18 protein-coding genes are annotated in these 23,335 nt (G+C 68.3%); 7 read left to right on the top strand and 11 right to left on the bottom strand.

The genetic code is table 11. The annotated features are described in order from the left end of the window. Window positions 1-270: 270 nt before the first annotated feature. The 3 genes from IPG50_31800 to katG form a co-directional block, all read right to left on the bottom strand. Window positions 271-1,197, bottom strand: coding sequence for a pirin family protein (locus IPG50_31800; GenBank protein ID MBK6696742.1), 927 nt, complete (start codon window positions 1,195-1,197; stop codon window positions 271-273). Between the two features lie 1,032 nt (window positions 1,198-2,229). Continuing rightward, on the bottom strand, window positions 2,230-2,601 hold the full coding sequence (locus IPG50_31795) for a hypothetical protein (protein ID MBK6696741.1): 372 nt from the start codon (window positions 2,599-2,601) through the stop codon (window positions 2,230-2,232). Between the two features lie 25 nt (window positions 2,602-2,626). Further along, window positions 2,627-5,050: a catalase/peroxidase HPI gene (katG, locus tag IPG50_31790; GenBank protein ID MBK6696740.1), complete on the bottom strand. Its 2,424-nt coding sequence runs from the start codon at window positions 5,048-5,050 to the stop codon at window positions 2,627-2,629. Window positions 5,051-5,121: 71 nt separating this feature from the next. On the opposite strand from katG, the gene IPG50_31785 reads away from it, so the two are divergent. The 5 genes from IPG50_31785 (at window position 5,122) to IPG50_31765 (ending at window position 12,409) form a co-directional block, all read left to right on the top strand. Beyond that, on the top strand, window positions 5,122-5,511 hold the full coding sequence (locus IPG50_31785; GenBank protein ID MBK6696739.1) for a GFA family protein: 390 nt from the start codon (window positions 5,122-5,124) through the stop codon (window positions 5,509-5,511). A gap of 376 nt (window positions 5,512-5,887) precedes the next feature. Further along, window positions 5,888-8,842 (top strand): PAS domain S-box protein, encoded by a 2,955-nt coding sequence (locus tag IPG50_31780; GenBank protein MBK6696738.1) that lies wholly within the window; start codon window positions 5,888-5,890, stop codon window positions 8,840-8,842. A gap of 78 nt (window positions 8,843-8,920) precedes the next feature. Continuing rightward, a complete protein-coding gene (locus tag IPG50_31775) occupies window positions 8,921-9,301 on the top strand; it encodes a hypothetical protein (GenBank protein ID MBK6696737.1) in 381 nt (126 codons plus the stop codon). Between the two features lie 1,006 nt (window positions 9,302-10,307). Next, a complete protein-coding gene (locus tag IPG50_31770) occupies window positions 10,308-11,651 on the top strand; it encodes a VCBS repeat-containing protein (GenBank protein ID MBK6696736.1) in 1,344 nt (447 codons plus the stop codon). After that, window positions 11,648-12,409 (top strand): hypothetical protein, encoded by a 762-nt coding sequence (locus tag IPG50_31765; GenBank protein ID MBK6696735.1) that lies wholly within the window; start codon window positions 11,648-11,650, stop codon window positions 12,407-12,409. The genes IPG50_31770 and IPG50_31765 overlap by 4 nt, the downstream gene beginning before the upstream one ends. 24 nt (window positions 12,410-12,433) lie before the next feature. Here the strand turns inward: IPG50_31765 and IPG50_31760 are convergent, their stop codons facing one another. Genes IPG50_31760 through IPG50_31745 form a run of 4 tightly spaced genes read right to left on the bottom strand, consistent with a single transcriptional unit; the run spans window position 12,434 to window position 16,498 of the window. Next, the gene (locus tag IPG50_31760; GenBank protein MBK6696734.1) at window positions 12,434-13,534 is read right to left on the bottom strand and encodes a hypothetical protein; all 1,101 of its coding nucleotides are present in this window, start codon (window positions 13,532-13,534) and stop codon (window positions 12,434-12,436) included. Between the two features lie 53 nt (window positions 13,535-13,587). Then, window positions 13,588-15,132, bottom strand: a complete 1,545-nt coding sequence (locus tag IPG50_31755) for a caspase family protein (protein ID MBK6696733.1) — start codon at window positions 15,130-15,132, stop codon at window positions 13,588-13,590. Next, window positions 15,129-15,929, bottom strand: coding sequence for a hypothetical protein (locus IPG50_31750; GenBank protein MBK6696732.1), 801 nt, complete (start codon window positions 15,927-15,929; stop codon window positions 15,129-15,131). Before IPG50_31750 ends, IPG50_31755 begins: the two co-directional genes overlap by 4 nt. Then, window positions 15,926-16,498 (bottom strand): sigma-70 family RNA polymerase sigma factor, encoded by a 573-nt coding sequence (locus IPG50_31745; protein MBK6696731.1) that lies wholly within the window; start codon window positions 16,496-16,498, stop codon window positions 15,926-15,928. Before IPG50_31745 ends, IPG50_31750 begins: the two co-directional genes overlap by 4 nt. 438 nt (window positions 16,499-16,936) lie before the next feature. On the opposite strand from IPG50_31745, the gene IPG50_31740 reads away from it, so the two are divergent. Continuing rightward, on the top strand, window positions 16,937-17,653 hold the full coding sequence (locus IPG50_31740; GenBank protein ID MBK6696730.1) for a hypothetical protein: 717 nt from the start codon (window positions 16,937-16,939) through the stop codon (window positions 17,651-17,653). A 339-nt stretch (window positions 17,654-17,992) separates the two neighbouring features. Here the strand turns inward: IPG50_31740 and IPG50_31735 are convergent, their stop codons facing one another. Both IPG50_31735 and IPG50_31730 read right to left on the bottom strand, forming a co-directional pair. After that, window positions 17,993-18,601, bottom strand: a complete 609-nt coding sequence (locus IPG50_31735) for a hypothetical protein (protein ID MBK6696729.1) — start codon at window positions 18,599-18,601, stop codon at window positions 17,993-17,995. Between the two features lie 5 nt (window positions 18,602-18,606). Beyond that, complete coding sequence (locus tag IPG50_31730; protein MBK6696728.1) at window positions 18,607-20,856, bottom strand: TonB family protein; 2,250 nt, start codon at window positions 20,854-20,856, stop codon at window positions 18,607-18,609. A gap of 304 nt (window positions 20,857-21,160) precedes the next feature. On the opposite strand from IPG50_31730, the gene IPG50_31725 reads away from it, so the two are divergent. Continuing rightward, window positions 21,161-21,340, top strand: a complete 180-nt coding sequence (locus tag IPG50_31725) for a hypothetical protein (protein ID MBK6696727.1) — start codon at window positions 21,161-21,163, stop codon at window positions 21,338-21,340. Window positions 21,341-21,537: 197 nt separating this feature from the next. On the opposite strand, the gene IPG50_31720 is transcribed toward IPG50_31725, so the two are convergent. Together IPG50_31720 and IPG50_31715 are read right to left on the bottom strand one after the other, a co-directional pair. After that, entirely contained in the window at window positions 21,538-21,804 is a 267-nt protein-coding gene (locus IPG50_31720; GenBank protein ID MBK6696726.1) for a hypothetical protein, read from the bottom strand. A gap of 128 nt (window positions 21,805-21,932) precedes the next feature. Next, window positions 21,933-23,243, bottom strand: a complete 1,311-nt coding sequence (locus IPG50_31715; protein MBK6696725.1) for a serpin family protein — start codon at window positions 23,241-23,243, stop codon at window positions 21,933-21,935. Window positions 23,244-23,335 lie beyond the last annotated feature (92 nt).

Below are 23,335 nucleotides of genomic sequence, written 5' to 3'. Positions count from 1 at the left end.
ACCGCTGGCGCTGCGGGAGCTGTTGCCGGGCGCGCCTCGCTGGCCGCAGGCGACTTGGGCGCAAGGCCAGGCCGACGGGACGACGCGGGCGCGGGCTTCTCCACGAACAGCGACTCGATGTGTTTCGCTAGCGCGTCGACGGGCTCTTCATCAGGCGGATCGCCCATCGCTATGACGTAGAGGCTTTTTGAGCTGCGGTGAAGAAAAGCGACTGTCTTGGCCCGCGTCCTGGCAGATCGTCTCAGCGGCGGACGGGCTCTCTCGTTGGCTCTAGGGCTGATTCAGGCGAACGAGGGGGCGGCCGTCGTCGGGAGGGCAAGGCGTAAACGACTCGGTGTCTCCAACGGGGAGCTTCGCGCGACCTTGCCGCCACTCGGCCTTCGCGGCCTCGATGCGCTCGAGCGACGAGTGCAGGTAGTTCCACCAGAGGTACCGCGGTCCGACGCCCGCGCCGCCGAACGCCAAGAGGCGCGCGGCCCTCGTCTGAGTCAGGGGGAGCGCGCGAACCGACACCTCGCCCGCTCCGAGGACAGCGACCTGCCCCGCGCGTAGGCGCGAGGCGCCGATCTCGACTTCGCCTTCGAGCACGTAGAGAGCGCGCTCCGGAACCTCGGGCACTGACCATAACGCGCCGAGCTCGAGCGCAACGTCAGCGAGGAGGATCGGCGTGGTCGGCATCCCGTCCGCGGAGGTCGGCGCTCCTGGGGGAGCCTCAAGGAGCCAGCACGCGCTCGCCCCCTCCCCTTTCGAGGTCGCCAGCTCTTCGCGGGCTCGGAAAAAGAAGCTGGGCTCGATGTCTTCAGAACCATCGGGGAGGGCGAACAGGATCTGGAACATCTCGAAGCGGCCACCGTGCAACCGGATGCGCTCAAAACGCTCCGAGTGCGCCACGCCAAGGCCCGAGACCGTTCCGCCCACGCCGCCGGCGCCGAGCTCGCGGCGGTTGCCGAGTGAGTCACGGTGCGTGATGGCGCCTTCGATGACGTACGAAATGGCCGTCAGCCCGATGTGCGGATGCGGCCGAACGTCCGCGTCGACGGGCAATGCGCCGGGAGCGAGCGTCGGCATCTTGATGTGCGCGACCATCGCAAACGGTCCAACGGTACGCGGCGCACCGTCGGAATCGAGCGGAGCCACCAGGATGTTTGAGCCGCCCGGCGGGCCGGGAAGCGTCTTCGCGTCGACGACGGTGACCACGAGTTCAGCGTACCTGACGTTCAAGGTCGCCTCGCCCGATTGATTCGCCTTCCGCGTGACCGGCGAGAGTCCGAGGGAGCTCCACGAGAGAGAGGGCGTCGGCGCAGTCGCTCGAACGGGTGCCCGCGTGCCACGTCAGCGCAGCTCACCGCCCTAACCTCAAGACGGCGTGGGCGACGAGGATGAAGCCCTCGCGCTTTACGTCGAGAAGGTCGGCTTCAAGGTGCACACCAACGTGAAGAACGGCGACTACCGCTGGCTGACGGTGCAACACCCGGAGCAGCCGTCGTTCCAGCTCGGACTGTTCGCACCGGGACCGCCGACGCTCGGCGGGGACAGCCTGTCGCTACGCGAGATCGTCGCCAGCGCCAGCGGCCCCCCAAACCCGGGGGGCGAGAAAGAATTCCCCCCCCCCCCCCCCCCACCCCCCCCGGGGGAAAACCACAAACCCGCCCCCCCCCCCCGGCCCCCCCCCCCCCCCCCCCCCCCCCCCCCACCCCCCCCAAAACCGCGCGCCGCTGAAGCTCCTCAGCCATCGCGGCCGCTACTGCGAGACCGACGGGGTTGGCACTCCTTGGCTGGTGGGGAGCAAGGTCCTTGAGCATCGCCCCGCGCGACGCAAGTCGCGGGCCACGTAGCGACCGCGCGCGGCTCCGGCAACGCGCGGGTCTCGCCGTCGCGCAGCCAACGAACTCACGCAGCGGCTGCGTGACGACGCTGAGCCTTCGCAGCGCGAGGGCGCTACGGCGCGACGGCCACAATCCTACCGTTGGCCGCCCGCGATGCGTTCAGCGCACGCCACGATGGCGCTGCCATCCCGCCCCTTGCAGAGGCTGCGCGCTGCCTCGACACACTGGGAGAAAGGCGGCGAAGGCGACTCAAGCCCACCAAGAGCGCAGCCCCGGCCGAGGAGCGCATCGCGCGCGCCTTCGATGTTCTCGCGATGGCTGTTGGCCTGGCAGGCGGCGAGGCCCTGCAGTGATGAGAGCGCCAGACACACAACGAGGCTGGACCGTGCGCTACCGCGGGCGCTCATTCCGCTGACTTCGCGGCGACCGGATAGACGAACCTAGCGTCAAGCCAGCCCGCTGGGCACGTCGTGCGTTGGACGTAGAAGAGCGTGCGCGCGACGCCGCCTTCCGTCTTCGTCTTGACGTCGGTCAGCTTGAGCGAAGCGTTGCCTCCCGGGATCTCGCAGCCGCTTTCCATCGTCGACATGACCAAGCTGCCGGGCTTCGTTTGGGCAACACCCGGCACGTCGAACGTCCCGTTTGGTGTCGTCGTGACCTTTGTCTGCTCGCTGCACGCGAGGAACAACGCTCCGCGAACGCCAAGTGGACCAGGGACGAAGGCAGGTCGAGCATGAGCGCGATGCTGCACGCTCGGCGTGGCGCCCGTCAACACGCAGCGCCTCGTCGAGCCAGCTCCCTCATCTGCGCGCGAGGTCGAAGCGATCAAGGTTCATCACCTTGCTCCAAGCCGCGACGAAGTCCCGGATGAGCATGGGCTGCGCGTCGTCGGTCGCATACACCTCGGCAATGGCGCGGAGCTGCGAGTTCGAACCGAAGACGAGGTCCACGACGGTAGCGGTCCACTTGGTCGCGCCGGTCGCCCGATCGCGACCCTCGAGCACGCCTTCGGTGGCGGACTTCTGCCACGTCGTGTTCATGTCGAGGAGGTTCTTGAAGAAGTCGTTCGTTAGGGTTTCGGGTCGCTGGGTGAAGACGCCGTGTGGCGCCTTCGCGGCGTTCGCGTTGAGGGCGCGCATGCCGCCAACGAGCACCGTCATCTCGGGAGCGGTCAGGGCGAGCAAGCTCGCTCGCTCCACAAGTAGCTCCGCCGCTGCGCCCTCGTGCCCCTTCCGAAGGTAGTTGCGGAACCCGTCGGCCGTCGGCTCGAGCACGGCGAACGACGTCGCATCGGTCTCCTCCGCCGACGCATCCATGCGCCCCGGCGAAAATGGCACCGACACGTCGTGCCCAGCCTTCTTGGCGGCCGCCTCGACGGCGGCAGCGCCGCCGAGGACGATGAGATCCGCGAGCGAGACCTTCTTCGTGCCGGTCTGCGCGGCGTTGAAGTCCTTCTGGATCGACTCGAGCACCGAGAGCACCTTGGCGAGCTCGGAGGGCTCGTTGACCTCCCAATCCTTCTGCGGCGCGAGACGAATGCGCGCGCCGTTGGCGCCGCCGCGCTTGTCGCTGCCACGGAAGGTCGCCGCCGACGCCCAGGCCGTCGTGACCAGTTGAGCGATGGAGAGGCCCGAAGCGAGGACCTTGCCCTTCAACTCGGCGACGTCCGCGTCGTCAATCAACGCGTGATCGACCGCGGGAATCGGGTCCTGCCAGATGAGGCTCTCTTTGGGGACGAGCTTGCCCAGATACCGGGTGCTGGGCCCCATGTCGCGGTGCGTGAGCTTGTACCAGGCCCTCGCAAAGGCGTCGGCGAAGGCCTGCGGGTTCTCGTGGAAGCGCTTTGCGATCTTCGCGTAGCTCGGGTCCACCTTCAGCGAGAGATCGGTCGTGAGCATCATGGGCGCGTGGCGCTTCGACGGATCATGGGCATCCGGCACGGTTCCCTTGGCCGACGCCTCCTTCGGCGTCCACTGGTGCGCCCCCGCGGGACTCTTCGTGAGCTCCCATTCGTAACCGAACAGGTTGTCGAAGAAGTTGTTGTCCCACTTCACCGGGTCCTTGGTCCACGCGCCCTCCAAGCCGCTCGTGATGGTGTCGATGCCCTTGCCGCTGCGGAAGGAGTTCTTCCAGCCGAAGCCCTGCTCTTCGACGCTGGCCCCTTCGGGCTCGGGCCCCACGTACTTGGCGGGCTCGGCAGCGCCATGAGCCTTGCCGAACGTGTGCCCGCCGGCGATGAGCGCCACCGTCTCTTCGTCGTTCATCGCCATGCGCGCGAACGTCTCGCGAATGTCGCGCGCCGCGGCGAGCGGATCGGGCTTGCCGTTCGGGCCCTCGGGGTTCACGTAGATGAGGCCCATCTGAACGGCGCCGAGCGGATTTTCTAGCTCACGGTCGCCGCTGTAGCGCTCGTCTCCGAGCCACGTGCGCTCGGGCCCCCAGTAGGTGTCCTCTTCTGGCTCCCAAACGTCTTCGCGGCCCCCGGCGAAGCCGAAGGTCTGAAGGCCCATGGTCTCCAGCGCGACGTTGCCCGCAAGGACCATCAGGTCGGCCCACGAGAGCTTCTGGCCGTACTTCTGCTTGCGCGGCCAGAGCAAGCGGCGCGCCTTGTCGAGGTTCGCGTTGTCGGGCCAGCTGTTGAGCGGCGCGAAGCGTTGCAGGCCGGAGCCCGCACCGCCGCGGCCGTCGGCGATTCGGTAGGTGCCTGCGCTGTGCCAGGCCATGCGAATGAAGAAGGGCCCGTAGTGCCCGTAGTCCGCGGGCCACCAGGTCTGCGAGGTGGTCATCAGGGCGCGGAGATCCTCGATGACGGCATCCAGATCGAGGCTCTTGAACGCCTCGCGGTAGCTGAACGCGTCGCCCAGCGGATTGGACCGGGGCTCGTGCTGATGCAGGTTCTTGAGGTTGAGTTGCTTGGGCCACCAACCTGCGTTGGCCGTGGCCGCGGCCGCCGTGTGCTTGGAAGCTGCGAAAGGGCACTTGGGTTCGGTGGACAAGGTTCTCTCCGTGGTCGGGTTGAGATGAGTGGAGTGGCTGGACTGGCTGGACTGGGCAGAACGAGCGCTCTGGAGTCGCCAGGATGCGGCGGGCGCGCCAATCACTCCAGTCGTTTCTTTTTCCCAATTTGATAGCTGGTAGCTATCAATCGCGCACCGCCATCGGAGGCGACGACATCCGGCACGGGCGCAAGACGCGCGGCACCGGCTGCCCAAACGGTTGTCCATCGGGAGCGCCCCCCTTAGGCTAGGCCCTCCTGGTCGAGGCAGCGGCGAGGCAGGCGGGAAGCGAGCCACCCATGAAGTCAGGCGGATGTTTGTGCGGGGCGGTGCGGTATGAGCTGCGCGGAGCGTCGACCAGCGTGACGTATTGCCACTGCGCGATGTGCCGGCGGTGGCACGGGCATGTCGGCGCCTACGCGGCCGTCGACCGCACGGACCTCGTGATCGTCCAACCGCTCTCGCTCAAGTGGCACGCGTCGTCGCCCAACGTGCGGCGCGGGTTCTGCGCCGAGTGCGGCTCCAGCCTCTTCTTCGACGACGCGACCGATGGCAAGGTCGGCTTCTGCGCCGGCACGCTCGACGAGCCCACTGACCTCCGGTCGAAGGCCCACATCTTCGTCGCGAGCAAGGGCGACTACTACGAGCTTGGCGACGACGGGCTCCTCCGGCTCGACGGCTCACCCTAAACGGCAGGGGCGTCGCGAAGTCGATCGAGCTCGAAGACATCGTGCTCGGCGTCGTCAGTAGCCCGAGCGAGTCCATCGAGCGGCGCGACGGAGTCGAACCAGTCTCCGTGCCGACGGAGGCAACGGTCAACGGCGTACCCTTTCTCACGGCCGTGCGCACGCCGCGATGTTTGCCGACATGCCCGGCATCAGCGCTCCCCCCCTTAAGCGGACCGCGTCCGTACTGATTTCGCACCGTCGGAACTGGTGTACTCTCCGCCGGTGCTCGTTGAAGACGAGCGGGGGGGGGTCGAATGTTCATCGGTGGTGCGTCCCTGCGGGGGCGCAGGTTGGCGTGTGCCCGTGACACGGCGCATGACGTAGCCGGAGTCAGGTTGTGACCGGCCTCTCGCCGGTCCCCTTGGACTTCCGCGCCATCTTCGAGGCGACGCCTGGGCTGTATCTCGTGTTGGCGCCCGATCTGACCATCGTCGCGGCGAGCAACCGCTACCTCGAAGCCACGATGACGACCCGCGAGGGCATCGTGGGGCGTGGGATCTTCGACGTCTTCCCCGACAACCCGAACGATCCCGCCTCCCAAGGCGTCGCCAACCTTCGCGCGTCCCTGGTGCGCGTCCTCGCGACCCGTCGCCCCGACGCGATGGTGCTGCAGAAGTACGACGTCCGGCGCCCCGACGGCGGCCCCTTCGAGGAGCGGTATTGGAGCCCGATCAACAGCCCCGTCCTTGGTGAGAGCGGCGAGGTCACTCACATCATCCATCGCGTCGAGGACGTCACCGAGTACGTGCGCTTGAAGCTTCGAACCGACGAGCTGTCCGCCGTGGCCACCGACGATCGCCTGTCGCTCGAGGAAAAGGGCGCGGAGATCTTCCGTCGCGTGCAGGAGGTGCGCGAGTCGAACCGACAACTGCGCGAGGTCCAGGACCGACTCGAATCGAGCCTCGGCGAACGCACGGAAGCGCTTCGTCGAAGCGAGACCCGCCTTGCGAAGCTCAGCGCCTCGGGCGTCATCGGCATCGTGATCGGCGACGTGCATCGACAAGAAATACGCGAGGCCAACGACGAGTACCTGCGCATCCTCGGCTATTCGCGCGCCGAAATGGAGGCGGGCCTCATCGATGTCTCGAAGCTGACGCCACCAGAGTGGGCAGAAAGCGACGTGGCGGCACGGGAGCAACTGAAGACGGAGGGGCTCGCGCGCCCTTGGGAGAAGGAGTTCTTCCGAAAGGATGGAACCCGCGTGCCTGTGTTGGTCGCAGTGACACTCGCCGATCCGCCGCACTGCATCGCCGTCGTGGCCGATCTAACGGAGCGCAAGGCCGCCGAGGCGGCGCTTCGAAGAGCCGAGGAGCAGCGGCGCACGGACGCCGTCTTCCGCGGGCTGCTCGAGGCGGCCCCCGACGCGATGGTCGTCGTTGACGCCGCCGGTCGCATCGTGGTGACGAACGCGCAGACGGAGCGGTTGTTCGGCTACACAGCCGCCGAGCTCGTTGGCGAGAGCGTGGACGTGCTTGTGCCTGATGGCGACCGGCCGAAGCACGCTACGCACCGAAGGACCTTCACCTCACGCCCCCGGGCCCGCGCGATGGGCGCGTACCTCGATCTCCACGCGAGGCGAAAAGACGGCTCCGCGTTTCCCGTCGAGATCAGCTTGAGCCCGCTCGAGACGCCGGACGGACTGCTTACGTCGGCCGCGATCCGCGACGTCACGGAGCGACGACGCGTCGACACCGCCCTAAGGCGCGCGCACGAAGATCTCGAGCAGCGCGTGGCCGAGCGCACGGCCCAGCTCTCCAGGTCCCTGGAGAATTTGCGCGCCAGCGAGTCTCGCTTCCAAAGGCTCTCCAGCTCGGGGATCGTCGGCATCGTCGTCATTGACGTGATCGGAAACGTTCACGACGCCAACGACGCGTCGCTGGCGATGTTCGGCTACTCGCGCGAAGAGATGAGTCGCGTGAGCTGGTTGAGCCTGATCCCCCCGGCCTCGCGCACGCAGGGGGCCCAAACGGTGGAACAGCTCCTGAGCGACGGCGTGTCCCGTCCGCGCGAGACGGAGCTCTTTCGCAAAGACGGGAGCCGCCTCCCCGTTCTCCTCGGCGCTGCGATGCTGGAGCCACCGCTCTGCATCGTCTTCGTCGCCGACCTGACGGAGCGCAAGAGTGCGGAAGAAGCGTTGCAGCGCGCCGAGGCTCAGCTTCGCCAAGCCCAGAAGATGGAGGCCGTAGGGCGCCTCGCCGGGGGCGTGGCTCACGACTTCAACAACTTACTCTCCGTCGTTCTGAGCTACAGCGCGATGATCGCGGCGACGCTCCCCGTGGCCGATCCCATCCGCGAAGACGTGCTGGAGATCGAGAAGGCGGGCAAGCGCGCTACGGAGCTGACTCGGCAACTGCTCATGTTCAGTCGCCACGAGGTCGCGGAGCCACGGGTCATCGACCTGAACGACTTGCTCGAGAACATGGACAAGATGCTCCAGCGAATCCTCGGCGAAGACGTGGATCTCGTCTCGCTTCGCGCCGAGTCGCTCGGGCGGATCCGCGTCGACCCCGGCCACATGGAGCAGGTGATCATGAACCTCGTGATCAACTCGCGGGACGCCATGCCCACCGGCGGCAAGCTCACCATCGAGACGAAGAACGTCGTGCTCAACGAAGCGCACGCCGAAGAGCACCTCGGCGTTCGCCCTGGTCCGTACGTCATGCTCGCCGTGACCGACACGGGAATGGGCATGGACCAGGCCACTCAACTTCGCATGTTCGAACCCTTCTTCACGACCAAGGAGACCGGCAAAGGAACGGGCCTCGGCTTGTCGACGGTTTTTGGCATCGTTCAACGATGCGGCGGGAGCATCTGGGTCTACAGCGAGCCGGGCAATGGAACGACCTTCAAGGTCTACATTCCGCTCATCGATGCCGACGCCGACGTCGTCGCGCCTTCGCTAGCGCCGGCTACGCTCGCGGGCACCGAAACGATCCTGCTCGTCGAAGACGAAGACCAGATTCGCGCTGTCGCGCGCGGTATTCTGCGCAAACACGGCTACAAGGTCATCGAAGCGCGGGACGCGGACGAGGCGCTCCGTCTCTGCGAGAGCCACCCGGGCACCATTCACCTCTTGGTGACCGACGTGGTGATGCCGCACATGGGCGGACCGGAGCTGGCGAAGCGCGTGGCGCAAGCGCGGCCGGACGTCAAAGTGCTGTGCATGTCGGGGTACACGGACGACGCGCTCATTCGCCACGGCGCCATCGACGCGGGCATCGCGTACCTGCAGAAGCCGATCACGCCCGACAGGCTGGCGCAGAAGGTCCGGGCGGTGCTTGATGCCCGCTGAGCGACGAAGGCGCATGTGAGCAGGCGGCAAGGGTGGGTGTCCGTGGACCACTTGATACGTCGCGCGTAGGCTACCGCGATGGCTCCCCAACAAGTGCACGGCAAGTTCAAGTTGTTCGTCGGTCCCGTCGCAGCGGATGGTTCCATCGGCACCATCGCAGACGACCTGGCGGCGTTCGTTAAGACCACAGGCGTCGCGGCGAAGAGCATCGGCGTCGAGTACCTTGAGAGCGCTCGCAAGCTCATCGTCTCCCTCGGCTATCGGGACGACGAACCTTCCTACGGTGTGCGCGTGTCGACTGTCTCTCTGGGCAAGCTCGGCGCCCTTGAGACCGGCGACGTCGCTCGCCTTGAGGCCGCCATGCTCAAGGCGACGGCCACGCAGGCGGGCATCATCTGCCACGAGCTCTTCGTCACAGAGAGCGGCGACTGCCAGATGGTCTTGATGAGCCGCGCCTAGGGCCGGGCAATCCCTCGCGATAACCTTGCATCGATGTGCGGCCCCGCACGTCGTTCAACTGTGCGGTTCTTGGCGAGCGCGCTCGTGTTGCTTGGCGGGTGCGGCGCATCCATTCCGGGAGCGTTGGGCCCCGCGGACCGCATAGCGCTCTCCGCGAACGTGTGCACCTACGGCGGCTTGCGCCCCGTCGCTTTCGTCGGCGAGCGTCCTTCGGCCCTCGTCCTCGCCGACGTCGACGTCGACGGCCGCGTCGACGCGGTTGTGGCCCGTCGATGCCCACGCCATCGCGGTGGCGCGCGGTCGCGGCGATGGGACCTTCACGGACGGTGCGTCCATTCGCGTGGAGGGGTTACCAGTCGCCCTCGCCACCGGTGACATCAACGGCGATCGCGTCCCCGATGTCGCCGTCCTCGAAGGGGCTGCCGCGCGTCTCGGTCTTCGCGAGTGGGCCCGGCGGCTTGCGCCTCGTCGGCGGGGCGACGCTCCTGGGTCCCCCGCCCCCGAGGCACGCGCTCGCCGTCGGCGACCTCGACGGCGACGGCTTGGCCGACGTCGTCGTCGGCGACGCGAACGCGCGCGTCGTCGCGGTGCTCCGCGCAATCGGAGGTGGAGCCCTCGCGCCGCCGCGCGCCGTTTTCGTCGGACCCGACGTTCCGAGGGCCATCACGCTTGGCGACTACAACGGCGATCGCACGCTCGATATTGCCGTCGCATTCAACCAAGAGGTCACCATCCTCTCCGGCGATGGCCGCGGCGCCTTCACCCCAACAACGCGGCACCGCACGTTCGAACCGCTGGCACTCGCGTCCTTTCCCGCGGCTGGTCGGCACGGGCTCGTCATCTCGCAAGACGGCGGTGACCTTCGAATCGTCGGCCTCGGAACGTTCGCCGGGGTCGCAAGAGAGGTGACGGCCGGTGGCGCTCCGCTTCACTCCTCGTCGCCGACATCGACGGCGACGGCGCGGGCGATCTGCTCGAGGCCTCACCCGCCGGACAGGAGCTCGCGGTGGTGCGGGTCGATCCGAGCAAGCTCGCGCCGCCGCCCGCCGTCGTTCCACGCGCGGGCAAGCGGCCTGACCTGGACGCCCCCGGGACTTCGCTCAGCACATCGAGCCCTCCCGAGGTCCCGATCGCGCGCGACGAGGTCCGACTCGGCGCCGGCGAGGTTCCCATCGCGGTAGCCGCCGCGGATCTCAACGCCGACGGCGCCGTCGACGCCGTGACCGTTGACCGCGACGGCATGCTGGGTGCCACGATGAACGCGAACTTGCTCCGGCGCGACGGGCCCGCCGCCCTGCCGCGGACCGTTCCCATTGCCCGATACGCGCAAGGCGCGTTCGTGGCCGACGTCGACGGCGACGCCGACCCCGACGTCGTCGTGCTCTCCACCAACACGCCCGGGGAGCAGATCAGCGCGCTGCTACGCCGCGGTGAAGGCCTCATGCCCGTACGCACTCCCGTCCGGGGTCGCCACGTCGCATTCTCCGTCTTCGACGCCGACGGCGACGGACGGCAAGACTTTGTGTCGCTCCTGCGCGGGAAGACCGACTCGCTCGTCTTGCATCGCGGCAGCGGAGACGGCCGCTTCGACGCCGCCGGTGTCACGTTTTCCCTGGGGACGAGCGCATGGATTGCGAAATACGCCGACCTCGACGGCGACGGCGCCATCGACGCTGTATTCGGAACGCAGAGCGGCGACGTCTTCATGATGAAGAACCTGCGCTCCGCGTTCGCCGCACCACTTCGGCTCGGTCATGCGGGCCATGAGATCGAGTCGATTGCCATCGACGACCTTGACGGTGATCGACGTCCCGACGTGGTTGCTACGGGACCCGATGCGTCGCGAACTGGGCGAGCGGCGATCTTTTGGGCCGGACTGCCCGGTACCCCGACACTCGTTCCCGCCCCGAAGTCCGTCACCACGGGCCACCTGGGCCGCCGGCCGTTCGTCGATCTCGTCGCGACGAGCGGATCGCCGTCCATCGTGCGCAACGAAGGCGGTCGCGTATTGCGCCCCGTTGACGACGCCGCCGCCTGGTCCGTGCCCGACGGCCTCGCGGTCGACGATGCCGACGGCGACGGGAGCGGCGACGTGCTCTTCGGCAAGGCCGGCGATCTTCTCGTACGAAGAGGCCGGGACGACGGGAGCCTCGAGCCGGCGCTGCGCTATCGCGTTCTTCCAACGCTCGACGTTGACTACCGCCCCTTCGTCATGACGACGACAACAGGAACCCAGCTCAGCGCCATCCACGTCCTCCGCGGCGCCCGAGGACAGGCGCCGGCGCTGGTGATCACCTCGAACGCGAGCGTCTCGATCCTGCCGCGGGCGTGCTGGCGCGTCGGCCCATGAGGCGCGCGCGCCTTGCATCACGGGCTGTGGCGTTCGGCTCCGTTGGGCTCGCCTTGTGCGGGGTCGCGTGCGGGGCGCGTGCCCCGGCGAGGCCCCAAGCGGCGCCTGTCGACCTCGACGCCGAGTCCCGCTTCATCGCACGCGTCGCCGGCTGCGCCCACCGCTCGGCGAAGTGGGTCGACGCGACACTGCGCAGCGATCCGTTGGTCGAGGGACGTTGGCCTCGCCTCCTCGCGTGCGCGAGCGCGCCTACGTGCACGGCACTCGCCAAGTGTGCGGGGATCGACGGCGCGGACAGCGCACAACGCGTTTGCGACGCGCCACTACTGGCGTCGCCTTCGCCGCTCGACGCCGACAGCAAGGCTGCGAGCGAGGCCCTCGCGCAGTGCCGCGGTGAGGGCCCCGCCTGCGGATGGTCCGTGCGCGGCGCATTCACCCGAGACGGTGACGCGATTCAGTGCGACGGCGACGCCCTCGTATCGTGCGTCGGTGGCCGGCTCCATCACACCGACTGCTCGCGCCTCGTGCCCGGCAGCCGCTGCCGCGCCGCCGGTGATGCGAACCGGCCCCGGTTCGCGTGCCTGCGTGCGCTGGAGTGTGATCCAGAGGATAAATCGGGGACCGTTTGCGATGGCAAAGTCGCGGTCTTCTGCAACGCGGGACGCGTGGTCCGCGTGGACTGCACCGCTATCGGATTTCTCGCTTGCTTTGGGCGGGGCTGCACGCTCGAGCGCGACCGGGGGCTGGGGGAGCGTTAGCCGTTCAGACGGAGCGACGCCGCGCTACTTCGTGGCGCTCCACACGCTCGAGCCGTCGGCCCAGAAGACGCGCCCCTCATCCACCGTGAGCGCGTGCGGCGTGCCGCTGTAGATCTCGCTGGCGGCGCCGCCGGCGAGGGCCACGCGCATCATGCCGCGCGACGCGCCAAAGAAGACCGACTGGCCGTCGACGCCAACGCCGCCGCTGCCGAGGAGCGTCAACTCCGAGGCCAGCTCTTTCACATCGGCGCCGCTCACGGCGACAGACCACACGCGGCGGTTCGCCTTCCAGTAGAGCCGCCCGTCCCACATCACGAGGCCGTCGGGCGACTTCTGGTTCCCCGCCACGACGGCGACGGCGCCGCCGTCCTTGGGCACCTTCTTAATGGCGCCGGTGCCGAGCGTGGAGTCGCCCTGCTCGACGAAGTAGACGAAGGCGTTGTCGTGCACCACGCCGTGCGGCCTCGTCAGGCCTTCGGCGAGGACCACCGTTTGGCCGCGCCCTCGCGCCACGGCGACAACCTTGCCGCCTTCGTGGTCGGTGACGTAGATCGTCTCCGCGGCGAGCGAGAGCGACGATGGAGTCTTCAAGCCGTCGCCGAAGAGGCTCATGTTGCCGCCGACGTGCCACTCCCCGTTGGAGGCCAACGAGAGGCTCACAAGCTTGCCGAGCTGATAGGCCGTCGTGATGAGCTCGTCGCCGTCGATGGCGATTCCGCAGAGGGCGTTGCTGGCGAGCGGCGTCTTGGTCGACGAAACCTCGAGCCTGGGGGCGCCCTTCACGCTTCCGACCACGAGGCCGTCCGCGTTCTGCCAGTAAACGTGCTCGCGGTCGGTCGCGAAACACCGCGCCGATTGCGCCGTCGCGAGCTCGACGGGGTTCTTGGTCGCCTGCAGCCCACCGAGGCCACCGTCACCGGCCGATGTGCCGATCTGACCGAGACCACCGAGACCGTCGCCGCAGGTCGCGCCGGGCGCGACACACATGTTGCGAGAGGCGCAGCAGCTCCAGCCTTCCGCACAGGGGCAAGGGCGGTCGTCGAGCGAGACCTCACCGGCGCACGCCGAAGCGAGGCTAAGGACGCCGACGACGACCGCGAAGGTAGCGAAGGAAGATGTTCTCATGACCTTCGAACGAACGAGCCCCGGCCCATGGACGAAAGGTTTCTCACGAGGCCTCAAAATCGGTCACCGATGCTGAGAAGAGCGCCGCCGGGAAGGGCGCGCGCCTCGATGCGCTCGACGGGCCGCTCCTTGGGCCAAAAGAGGAGCAGCGCGCCGGTCACGAGTGCAGCGCCGCCGCCCACGTAGCTGACCGTCGCCCACGTGTTGCGCGACGCGATCCGCTCGTTGGCAGCGCTCACCTCGACGTGCGACGCGTCGGGGGGAACCTGTCGCGCGAGCGACGCGGCTGACACTGAAAAGCCCACGCCCATGGTCGCGGCGACCGCACCAACCCCCATCACCCCCAAGCCGACTGCGCGACGCGCCCCTAGGCCCGCGTCGGGCGCGGCCGGCATCGCGGGGACGGAGCGCTCGCGGTATGCCGCCACGACGCTCGTATCGAAGGGCAACGCGAAGAGCTTGCTGAAAGACTCGTGGGCCGCACCTCGCGCCGCGACGCGCCCGTCCTCCGCGGTGAGGTCGTCCACCGTGAGGACCGGCAGGTCGGCCGGCAGGAGCATCTCCTTGTCGTCGCCGGCGCGGCGCAAGAAGGCCGGCTGGGTCGGCGCCGGCCGGACGATGACCATCGTCTGGTTCGGTGCGTTGTGCATGTCCATCAGTCGCACGCCGCGAGCGTCCTCGAGCGTGTAGTGGCCGGCGTGTTTCCCGCCGATCTCCAGGCGTCGCGCGCTGGCCCTGCGCAAGTCGAGGAGCGCGTCGCCGCCGCGCGGAGCGCGCGAGTGGACCTCGGGGCGATACCGCTCGTTGGGAACCGACTCGTTGGCCCGCGCCACGAAGGCTGCGATCTCGCGGTACGTGACGATCCCGTCGCGATCGGCGTCAGCGGCGCCGTAGAGGCCCGAGCGGACCTCGTGGCTAAAGACGCCCGCCTGGAAGGCCTCCCACTCGTGGCTCTCTTTCGCCGATGAGCTCGAGAGCAAGAGGCCCACGCGCGGGTCGGCGGAGAGCTCGGCGGCCGCCGGCAGCGCGTCGACGGCGCGGCGCGTGCCTCCAGGACCGCGGCTGTAGGCGACGAAATAGGAGGCGCAGGCGTCGGCGATGAGGTGGATGCGCGTCGCTGGGAGCGCTGCGAAGGTGCGCGCCAAGTCGCTGCCGGTGATCCGCGCGTCTTCGAGCGAGAGGTATCCCTGCCCGTCCTTCACGTTGCCGTGGCCGGCGTAGACGACGTAGACGGTCGTCTCGACGTTGCGAGCCGCCGCTTGAGCCACGTCGCGCGTGAGCTGCGCGACGGCGGCGTCATAAGGAGCGCGCTTCGGCTCCTGCGCCTCGGCGGCAGCCTGCGGATGAAGGGCGCGCGTGTTGTCGTCGAGGCGCGCGAGCAGGTACGTCCGTGCGCCGAGGAGACGAAAGAGATCGAGGTACCGGGCCGCGTCGTCGTCGGCGTATTTGAGCGGCGCGAGGTCCGCGTCGACGGAGCGGTTGGCGCCGATCACGAGCGCGAAGGTCGCGTGAGCGCGCGCTTCGGCAGCGGCCGCCGGAGCCGGCGACGCGATGACGTGGAAGGCGGCGAGCGTCAGGGCGAAACGGAGCGTCTTCATGGCGTGACCGAGAGCGAAACCACGTAGTCCGTAGCACCGCTCAGCCGGAGCGCACCGAGCGGCGCGGTCCGACCCGCCAGGGCGCCCTCGATCTCCTTGACGGTCATGGCACGTTCCGAGAAAAGCCCGTGAAGCTCCAGCCGCTGACCGTCGAGGGTATGGCGCACGGCTTCCCGCAGCTCTTGCCGCTCGCTGCCGGCGAGCGCTGGCGCTGGGATCGACTCGGGGTTGGCCTTCGGGTCGGTCCACGCGGGATGGAACCAAAAGACGTGGCCGTGTTCGTCGACGCCAAACACCGCCAGGTGGGGCTTGCCCGGCTGGCCGACGTAGGCAAAGGCAAGCTCGTCGCTCGCGCGCATCGCGTCCTCCGTGCGCACTGGCTCGTGCCCGGGGCGGGCGCGAAAGACCTCGAGGTGTGGCCTCATCGCGGCGTCGTGCGTAAGCGCGCCGCGGGCCGTAAATTCGCTGTCGCGACCGGCTGGCCGCGCGATAAAGAGCGCCACGGCGGCGGCGGCCGCGAGGCCCGTGGCCAAGAAGGCGACGACGCGGCGTCTTGGCTCCGCTTCGGCGGGCTGCGGAGCCGAGACCTTCGGCTCGACGAGGCCCAATGCGCGCCCAATGCGCGCTTCTGGCGATAGGGCGGCCGGGTCGAGTTTCGCGAGGAGAGCTCGCCGCTCGTAACGGCGACGACATCGCTCGCAGTCGGCGAGATGCCGGCGCAGCTCCGTCTCCTTTTCAGTCGTGATCGTGCCACCGAAGTGCGCGTCGACGACCGTCTCCATGATGCACTTCGTCATGGCTCATCTCCGAGCAGGAAGTCCTCGAGCATGCGGCGAATCACCTGCTCCTGATAAGCGAGCGTCGAGCGCTGCATCGCCAGCTTGGCGGCGGCGTCGCGTTGCGAGAACTGCTGGATGAAGCGAAGCTCAAAGAGGGTGCGGTACTTCTCGGGCAACACCGAGCTCACGAATCGTTCCACGAGCTGAGACGCCTCGGCGCCCTCCGCGTCGCGCGCCGGCGTGGCGATCGACGCTTCGTCCAGCCGCGCGCCGGCTTCTTCTAGGTCCACCTCTTTGCGACGCCGCCGAAAGAGATCGATGGCGGCGCGCTGCGCGACGACAGAGAGCCAACCGCCGAGGTTGCCTCCTTTGAAGGTCGCCCGCATACCGTCGTCGGTCAGGAGGCGAAGAAAGACGTCGTGGGTAACTGTCTCCGCGTCGACCGTCGGCAGCACCCGAGTCGCCGCCGCGAGCACTGCACCCACGTGCTCTCGGTAACAGCCCTCAAGCGTGGCCCGCTCGCCGGCGTGAAACGCGGCGAGCCACGGCGCACCACGCGCCTCTGACGATGGGTGACTGGGGTTCATCCAAGCAACGGACAGGACAAAGCACGGGCCCCGGCGACCCACCTCGGGCCTCCCTCTGCGCCCACGCAGGGTAACGAACGAGCGGGGACGAATGGACGAAACGTCGCGTCGACATCGCTTGCGACGATCTCCCGCCCTGACGGGTGATGCGGGCCCGACGCTCGGGTCGCCCGCCAAAGCGGCGAACAACTCTTGCCCGATCAGCTCAGCTTCGCTTGGTTGAGTCGAAAAATACCTTGAGGGCGCGGGGCGACACGTTGAAGCGAGCGTGGTGGTTCGATGCCTCACCGGCGTGGCCACGATGGCTCCGTCGTTCGATGCGAACGGCCAGCGAGGGCGACGCAATCTTCAAGCCTTACGCGCCACGACCTCATCGCGACGTCCTGGCGCGAGCGTTGCTGCTAGGGACCCAACAACACCGCTTCCGAGGAGCACACCATGCAGCTCGCACCGCTCTCACGTCTCTCTCAGTTCGCTAAAATCGCGCCCCGCCTCGTCGCTGGCTTGAGCATCGTCGGCCTCGTCGGCTGCGCGAGCGCATCAACCGAGTTGAGCGAAACGGCGAGCGGTGAGCTCCGCAACGGAGCGCAGACGGGCCGCACCTTTACCCTCGACGCGCCGTGGACCTGCTCGGTGCAGGACATGACCACACTGGCGTTTTCACCCGCGCCGTCGCAGGGCCACGTGAAGCTCGCGATCCATTTCGAGGGTGATCCCACCGTCTCGAGCCAGGTCGACGCCATCGTCGCGAGCCGCTCACCGAATGAGTACCGCAAGCACGGCAAGGTGCAGGCCGGCCGGGTCACCGTCGAGGTCAAGCGTGACTCGATCGACGGAGAGCGCCGCACGCTGACCTCCGACCTAGTCGTCGACAATCTTGAAGGCGGCGTCAACGCAGACAAGGAGGGACCGGAGGCCCCTTACCGCCTGCGTTATGAAGTGAACAGCGACCTGCCGGCCCGCCCGGCGGCTTCATCGCCCGCGACCGATGCGTTCACGGAGGAGTTCTGGTTCACGCTGTACAACCTCGGCAAGGCCGGCAAGTCCTTCACGCTCGCTGCGAGCGCGATGCGCGAGCTCGACGACGGGGCGAAGCGCTTCTATTGCACCGCGCGCGTGACGTTCGCCGATCCGGTGACCGGCCAGACGCCTTGAGCGTGGGCGGCGCTCGCGATGAGTCAAACTCGCGAGGGCGGGAACCTTGCAGTGAGGCGGTCACGGATAAGGGCATCCGCGCGTCGTCGTTGCAGTCGAGCGCCAAAGGTAATGCCAGCGCACGCTTGAGTTCGCGTGATCCTTGCTCTCGACAGGCTTTCTACGCTCCCGTGGGGAGGCTCTCGCCCTGAAGCGAAGCGCTACCTTACAATCGAGACCCCGGCGAAGCGCCACTTGTCGGACGCGGCCTGGCGCACGCGCTCGACGACGGAATCGGGGAGCTCGTCGCTCGTGACCGTTCCGTCACGGTTCTTATCCCACCGAACATCGTTCGATAGCTCAACCGCCAGGGGGCGCCATGTCGAGCGTGGCATAAACCTCCGACATTCCTCCGCGCGGCGCCGGCACACCGTTCGCTTGGACGGCGGCGCCGGTGAGCCCGTGAAGGACCAGGTCGAAGCGACGCTCGACACGCAGCGATTCGCCCGCGGCCGACGGCACGCGGTAGAGGACTGCCACCACATGCAGGCTGCCAACAGAGCCGACGCCTTCCGGCATGAGGAGGTCTCGCTCCGCGGGATCGATGCCGTCGGTCGCCCAGGCGTTCACGTTCTGAGGGTTGCTGTACCCGGCAAGCACGCCGCACGTCTCGTCGGTGAGGCTGCGATGCTCAAACACGTACGGCTGAAGCAAGCTGACGAGAGTCACCGAGGGCTTAGGCCGGTCCACGTAGTAGAGCGAGTGGCAGCTCAGGGTGTCGCCGTTCACGATCACGTTGAGCTTCTCGAAGGCGAGCACACGGGCGTCGTCGAGCGATTGTCTCAACGGGGCCGCGCTTAGGCGTACGTAGATGGCGCCGCGCTCGATCGATTCGTCCGACGGCAAACACGCCGTGGCGGCGGTCATGACGAACGCACAGACCGGCGTGAACTGGAGCCAACGGCGCATCACGCTCACATCCCCCCTTCGATGCCGACGCTCGGGAGTGTGAGCGGCCCGATGTTGCGCGCCTTGCAACCTGCGTCGTCGCACCGGAGCGCCACCGTTTCGCGACTGGCCGTGACGTTCAAGCCTTCTGCGACGAGCCCCACATAACCGGCCTTTCCCCACTTCCATCGCTTGGCGAGCCGCACGTCGAGCCTCATGAAGGCGGGCAGCCGGTCTGTCGAACCGCTCTCCGGATCGCGGAGGAGCCCCGAGTAGACGAGCGAGCGCGCTCCGGCGGTCCAGCCGCGACCGAGATCAAAGAGCAGCGCCACGTTGACGACATGCCTTCGGTCGTAGCTGCTTAGCCGCCGTGACTCGCGCTCTCCGTCCCGCGTGGAGCGCGACAGGGTGTACGAGACCTGCGCGCCAAAGCGGCCCTTGAGCGCGCGGCGAAGCGAGAGTTCGAGGCCGTCGGCGGCGCCGCGGAGCGGCGGGCTGCGCTTCAGGGGAAAGTCGTTCTGCAAGAGAACGAAGTCACTGACGTTGCTGAAGACGCCGCGAAACACCGTGGCGGTCCCGACGAGGTCGTGCGAGCCGGTGACTTCGCCCGTCACGCTCGACTGCAGCGACTCCTGGAGCCCGCCAGCCAACGCGGGGATGGAGACGGCCGGGACCGGAAGCGAATACGCCGGAGCCTGGTGCGCGAGCCCGTGCGACGTGAGCAGGCGAACACGCGACGCGGGAGCGAGGACGAGTGACATCCGTGGATCGACCGCCGGCAAGGTGCGGCCCTCCGACGAGTAGACGGCGGTGCGGACGCCGCTCGTGAGCTCAAGCGTGGGCGGCGTTACTCGCGACTCGCGCGGTCCGCGCGTGGTGAGCGGCCGCCACGTCAGCGAGCCGTAGCTCCCTGCGACCGTGTCGGTGTGTGCCCCGAAGAGACGGGCCGTCTCCTCGTAGTCCGCTCGCGTGAGCGAGTGCACCGACGGCAGGTCCGCGTCGAAAGAGTCGATGCGAGCGTCGGCGCCAACCTCCATCTCCCACCGCGGCCCGAAGGGCTGCACGAGAGCGGTTCGCGCCGCGATCGACTGGTCGCTCGCGAACCGGTGCCCGGCGAGCCGTGAGCGGTCGTACCCCCAGGTCACCGCCGTGCGGAGCGCGCCTTCCCCCGTGAGTGAGCGCTGCCACTTCAGGTCGACGCGGTAGACCTCGGAGCCGAAGAGGACCTGCCGTTGACCACTCTCCACGTCGCGTTGGCCGGCAAAGTCGTAAGCCCCGAGCGAGAAGATGGAAATGCGATCGCGAGGCCCGACGTCGTAGCTGACGCGAGCGGCGAAGTCTCGATAGTCGATGGTGTAGTCGGGCGCGAAGACGCCGAGCAGAAGGCCCGCATACGAGAGCGTCGTCCCAACAGCCGCGTGACCCTTTCCGTTCGCGAACGGAGCGGCCACAAACGCGGAAGAGTCGATGACACGGATGCGTCCTTCCCACGCGAGCTCCTCGGTCGGCGGATTGGTCGTCGCGACAACGAAGGCGCCCGTGAAACGCCCATAACGCGCGTGGCCGCCGGCGGACTCCAGCCCGACGGTGCGCACAAAGCCGGGGTGGATGATCGACGGACCGAGCCCCACGTGAAAGAGGTACGGGAGCGGCAGGTCGTCAAGGTAGTAGCCCGTCGCGCTCGGCGGAGCGCCCCGCGTGTAGAAGTAGGGCAGGCCCGAGAGCGTCGGAAGAACGCCGGGAAGGACGTCGATGGCGCGCAGCGGGTCGCCCATCGCGCCAGGCATCTGCCGAATGTCGGCACGGCCGAGGTTCACCGACGCGGGGGGCGCGACCCGTGTGCCTCGCACCACGATCTCCTCGAGCGGCTGCGGCGGAAGCGGATGCGACGAACTCGGGGGGCCGGGCGACATCGGCGGCGGCGCGAAGTCGATGGCGATGCGCACCGTGGCGGCGATGGCCTTCGCGCCGCGGCGCGCCGGCTCGAACTGCCATCGCAAGGCGGCTCCGCGCGCTGCCTCAAGGAAGGCCGCGTGCCCATCGAGGGCGCGAACCTCGCGGACGGAGCCGTCCGGGGCAACGACCACGGTAATGACGACGGTCACCGCCTCCGTTCGCTCGGGCGGGTAGGCCGGCGGCGAGCCCGCGACGAGCCGCGGCGGAACGAGAGGCTCCTCCGGCGGCGCGGCCTCGGCCGCGGCCGCGGGGACGGCCGCCGGCGTTTGCGCGCGCGCCGGCGGAGCGCCGAGCGGCAGGCCGGCGACGAGAGCGACCACGCTCACAAATGTTCGATGAGAAGCCAAGCGACGACCGGCGAGTCCGCCATCGTGGCGCCGCGGAGCCGATCCGCAAACGGAATCTTACGCCGCGGGGTGCCCCGTCCTTGTGTCAGCGCCCCCGGAAGCGCGCCTCCACGGTCCCCAAGGGACCCTGGCATCGCGAAGTCACGCAGGACAGCCTCGTCTCGTGCGCCCACCACCGTCGTCGTTCCCGAATTGACACCCTCACGCCGATCCACCGCGGCTTCTTCGCGCTCGCGCTCTTGCGCAAGGCGACGTCGCGGAAGCGTCCGCCCATTTCATGGCGGTCGTTGAGCGCCAGGTCGCAGCCAGCCTGAAGCTCAAGCCTACGACCGACCCCGCGGCGGAGCGGCAAGCGCGCCTCGCGGCGGTTCGCACCAAGGTCGACGCGTACGCCGACCTCCACGACCTCCACGACCTCCGCGCCGACGCGGCTCGCCTGCCGGCAGCGCTGACGTAGAGACCAGCGGCAGTCTCGTGGTGCCTGCTTGAGCCGCGCCAGCCGAACGCGCGGCTTCGCGCTCCGCTCGCCCTGGAAACAGAGCGCACCGCCCGCGACCACGTCCGTCGACAGGCACTCGACGCCGCCGGAACGCAGCTTGCCATCGGCCGACCTAAGTCGCGGCCAGCGGGCGGTCGCCCCGAAGTGGCAAGCGCTCAGCGCGGCATGCAGCCGCCGGTGTACCGCTCGCGGCGGTAGCACGTCCCGCCACAGGCAGCGGTGCAGGTCGTGTTGACGCTGTAGTAGCCTCCGGTCCGCTGGCAGTACCACATAATGGGGCACACGGCGGTCGGCTCCACGGTCGCGGATTCCAGCGTCGGAACGCTCTCGTCGACATTTTCTGAGTCCGGCGGCGGGTCCCCCGAACAGGCGACGGCGCCGAGGGCCAAGACGGATGCGAGCAGAAGCGTGAGTCGGTTCATTGCGGAGTTCCTTGGCGGTCGACCGCTCCCTGCGGCGCCGCACATGGATTTGTCCGGCGCGGCGGAGGTTGATCGCCCTCCCCAAAGAATTCTCGTTCGGGTTGGCGTCTCTCTACACCCTGCATCGCTCACGAAGGATCGACGACGCGCCCCGCGAAGAGCGCCGCGCCGGAGGTCTTGTCGACGATGAAGAACATGAAGGGGTGATCGGCCTTGAAGGCGAGCGCCTTCGGCGGCATGCCGCCGCCTTCCGCCATCACGACCGCTGTCGCCGCGGCCGCCTCGGTGCCCTTCTCGTCAACCTTCACGAAGGCCTTGTGGAAGACCTCCGAGATGTAGAGTCGATTTTTGGCGTTGGGCGGCACGCCGATGCCCGTGAAGTCGGCTCGTTCGGCGTCGAACGCGAGCGGCATGCCGAGCCGCTTGAGCTCCTCGGAGAGCAAGACCGGCGCCGCCGGCTCAACCTTGAACTTCGGGAGGGCGACGTCGACCTCTTGCGGTGCCGCGCTGGCGAGCGCCTTCTGCCACTCGTCGAGCTTCGCCCCCGCGAGCTTACCCTCGAGCGCGGCGAGCCCGTCGACGGCGTCCGGCAAAGCGAGAATCATCGCGGCTTCGCCGCCCTTGTACGCGAGCTTGAGCACCTTCGCGCCATCGACCGACACGATGGCGCTCGTGAGGCGCTGGTGCATCATCGGCACCGCCTTGTCGGTGGTCCCAAACGCCTTGAAGGGCCGCGGCGCTGTCGACTCCTTCTTGAACGGCGACTGCCACTCGGCGAGGAAGTAGAGCGCGTTCACGAGGACCATGCGCGTCGAGCCGTTGATGGCCGGCGGAGGCAGGAGATCGCTGATGCGGCGGGCGGTCACCTCGGCAACCCACCCGTTGATGTGCACGCGAGCTGCATCGGACGAGCCGACGAAATCGACCGGTTCAAGCGGTGCGCCGAAGGCGGCCCGCGTCTTTTCGAGAAACGGCTTCTCGAACGCGAAGCTCTTCTCGCCAAACAGTCGGTTGGCGACGTTCAGCGTGAGCGAGCGGCCCGGCGACTCGAGGGCCCGGAGCAGCGCGCCAACGAGCACTCCGTCGTCGCCCGTGAGACGAAGCACCTGCCCCATCTCTTTCGCCGTCTCGCCCTTCGCGCCACCGAGCGTCATGGCCAACGCGGCTTCGACGCTCGTGGGAGAAAAGGCGAGGTTGCCGGGTCGCTTCGCGAGCCCGCCATAGAGGCTTGCGCCGAAGGCGTTGATGCTCGCGCCGGCACGCGTGACCTCGCTCTTGTCGGGCATGGCGATCTTCTCCTTGGGTGGGGCCGGGCTGGGCCCCGTCGACGGCGCGCTCGGTCCCGCCTTCGAAGTGAGCACGTCGCAGCCGCCGGTGAGCGCGGCGAGAGCGAGACCCAATGCGGCGGTGGCAAGCGTGAGGCAGCAGCGGTGCGTCATGGAGCTCGTGGGTAGAAGAACGCGCCCCTGCGGCGCGCGATTCCACCGTATCCGAGCGCGCCCGCACTCGCGATGATCCTGAGCGGCGCGAG

The organism is Myxococcales bacterium (assembly GCA_016703425.1).
Classification (GTDB): domain Bacteria; phylum Myxococcota_A; class Polyangia; order Polyangiales; family Polyangiaceae; genus JADJCA01.
Note: the sequence above shows the minus strand (reverse complement) of the source record. Positions and strands in the feature narration are given on the sequence as shown.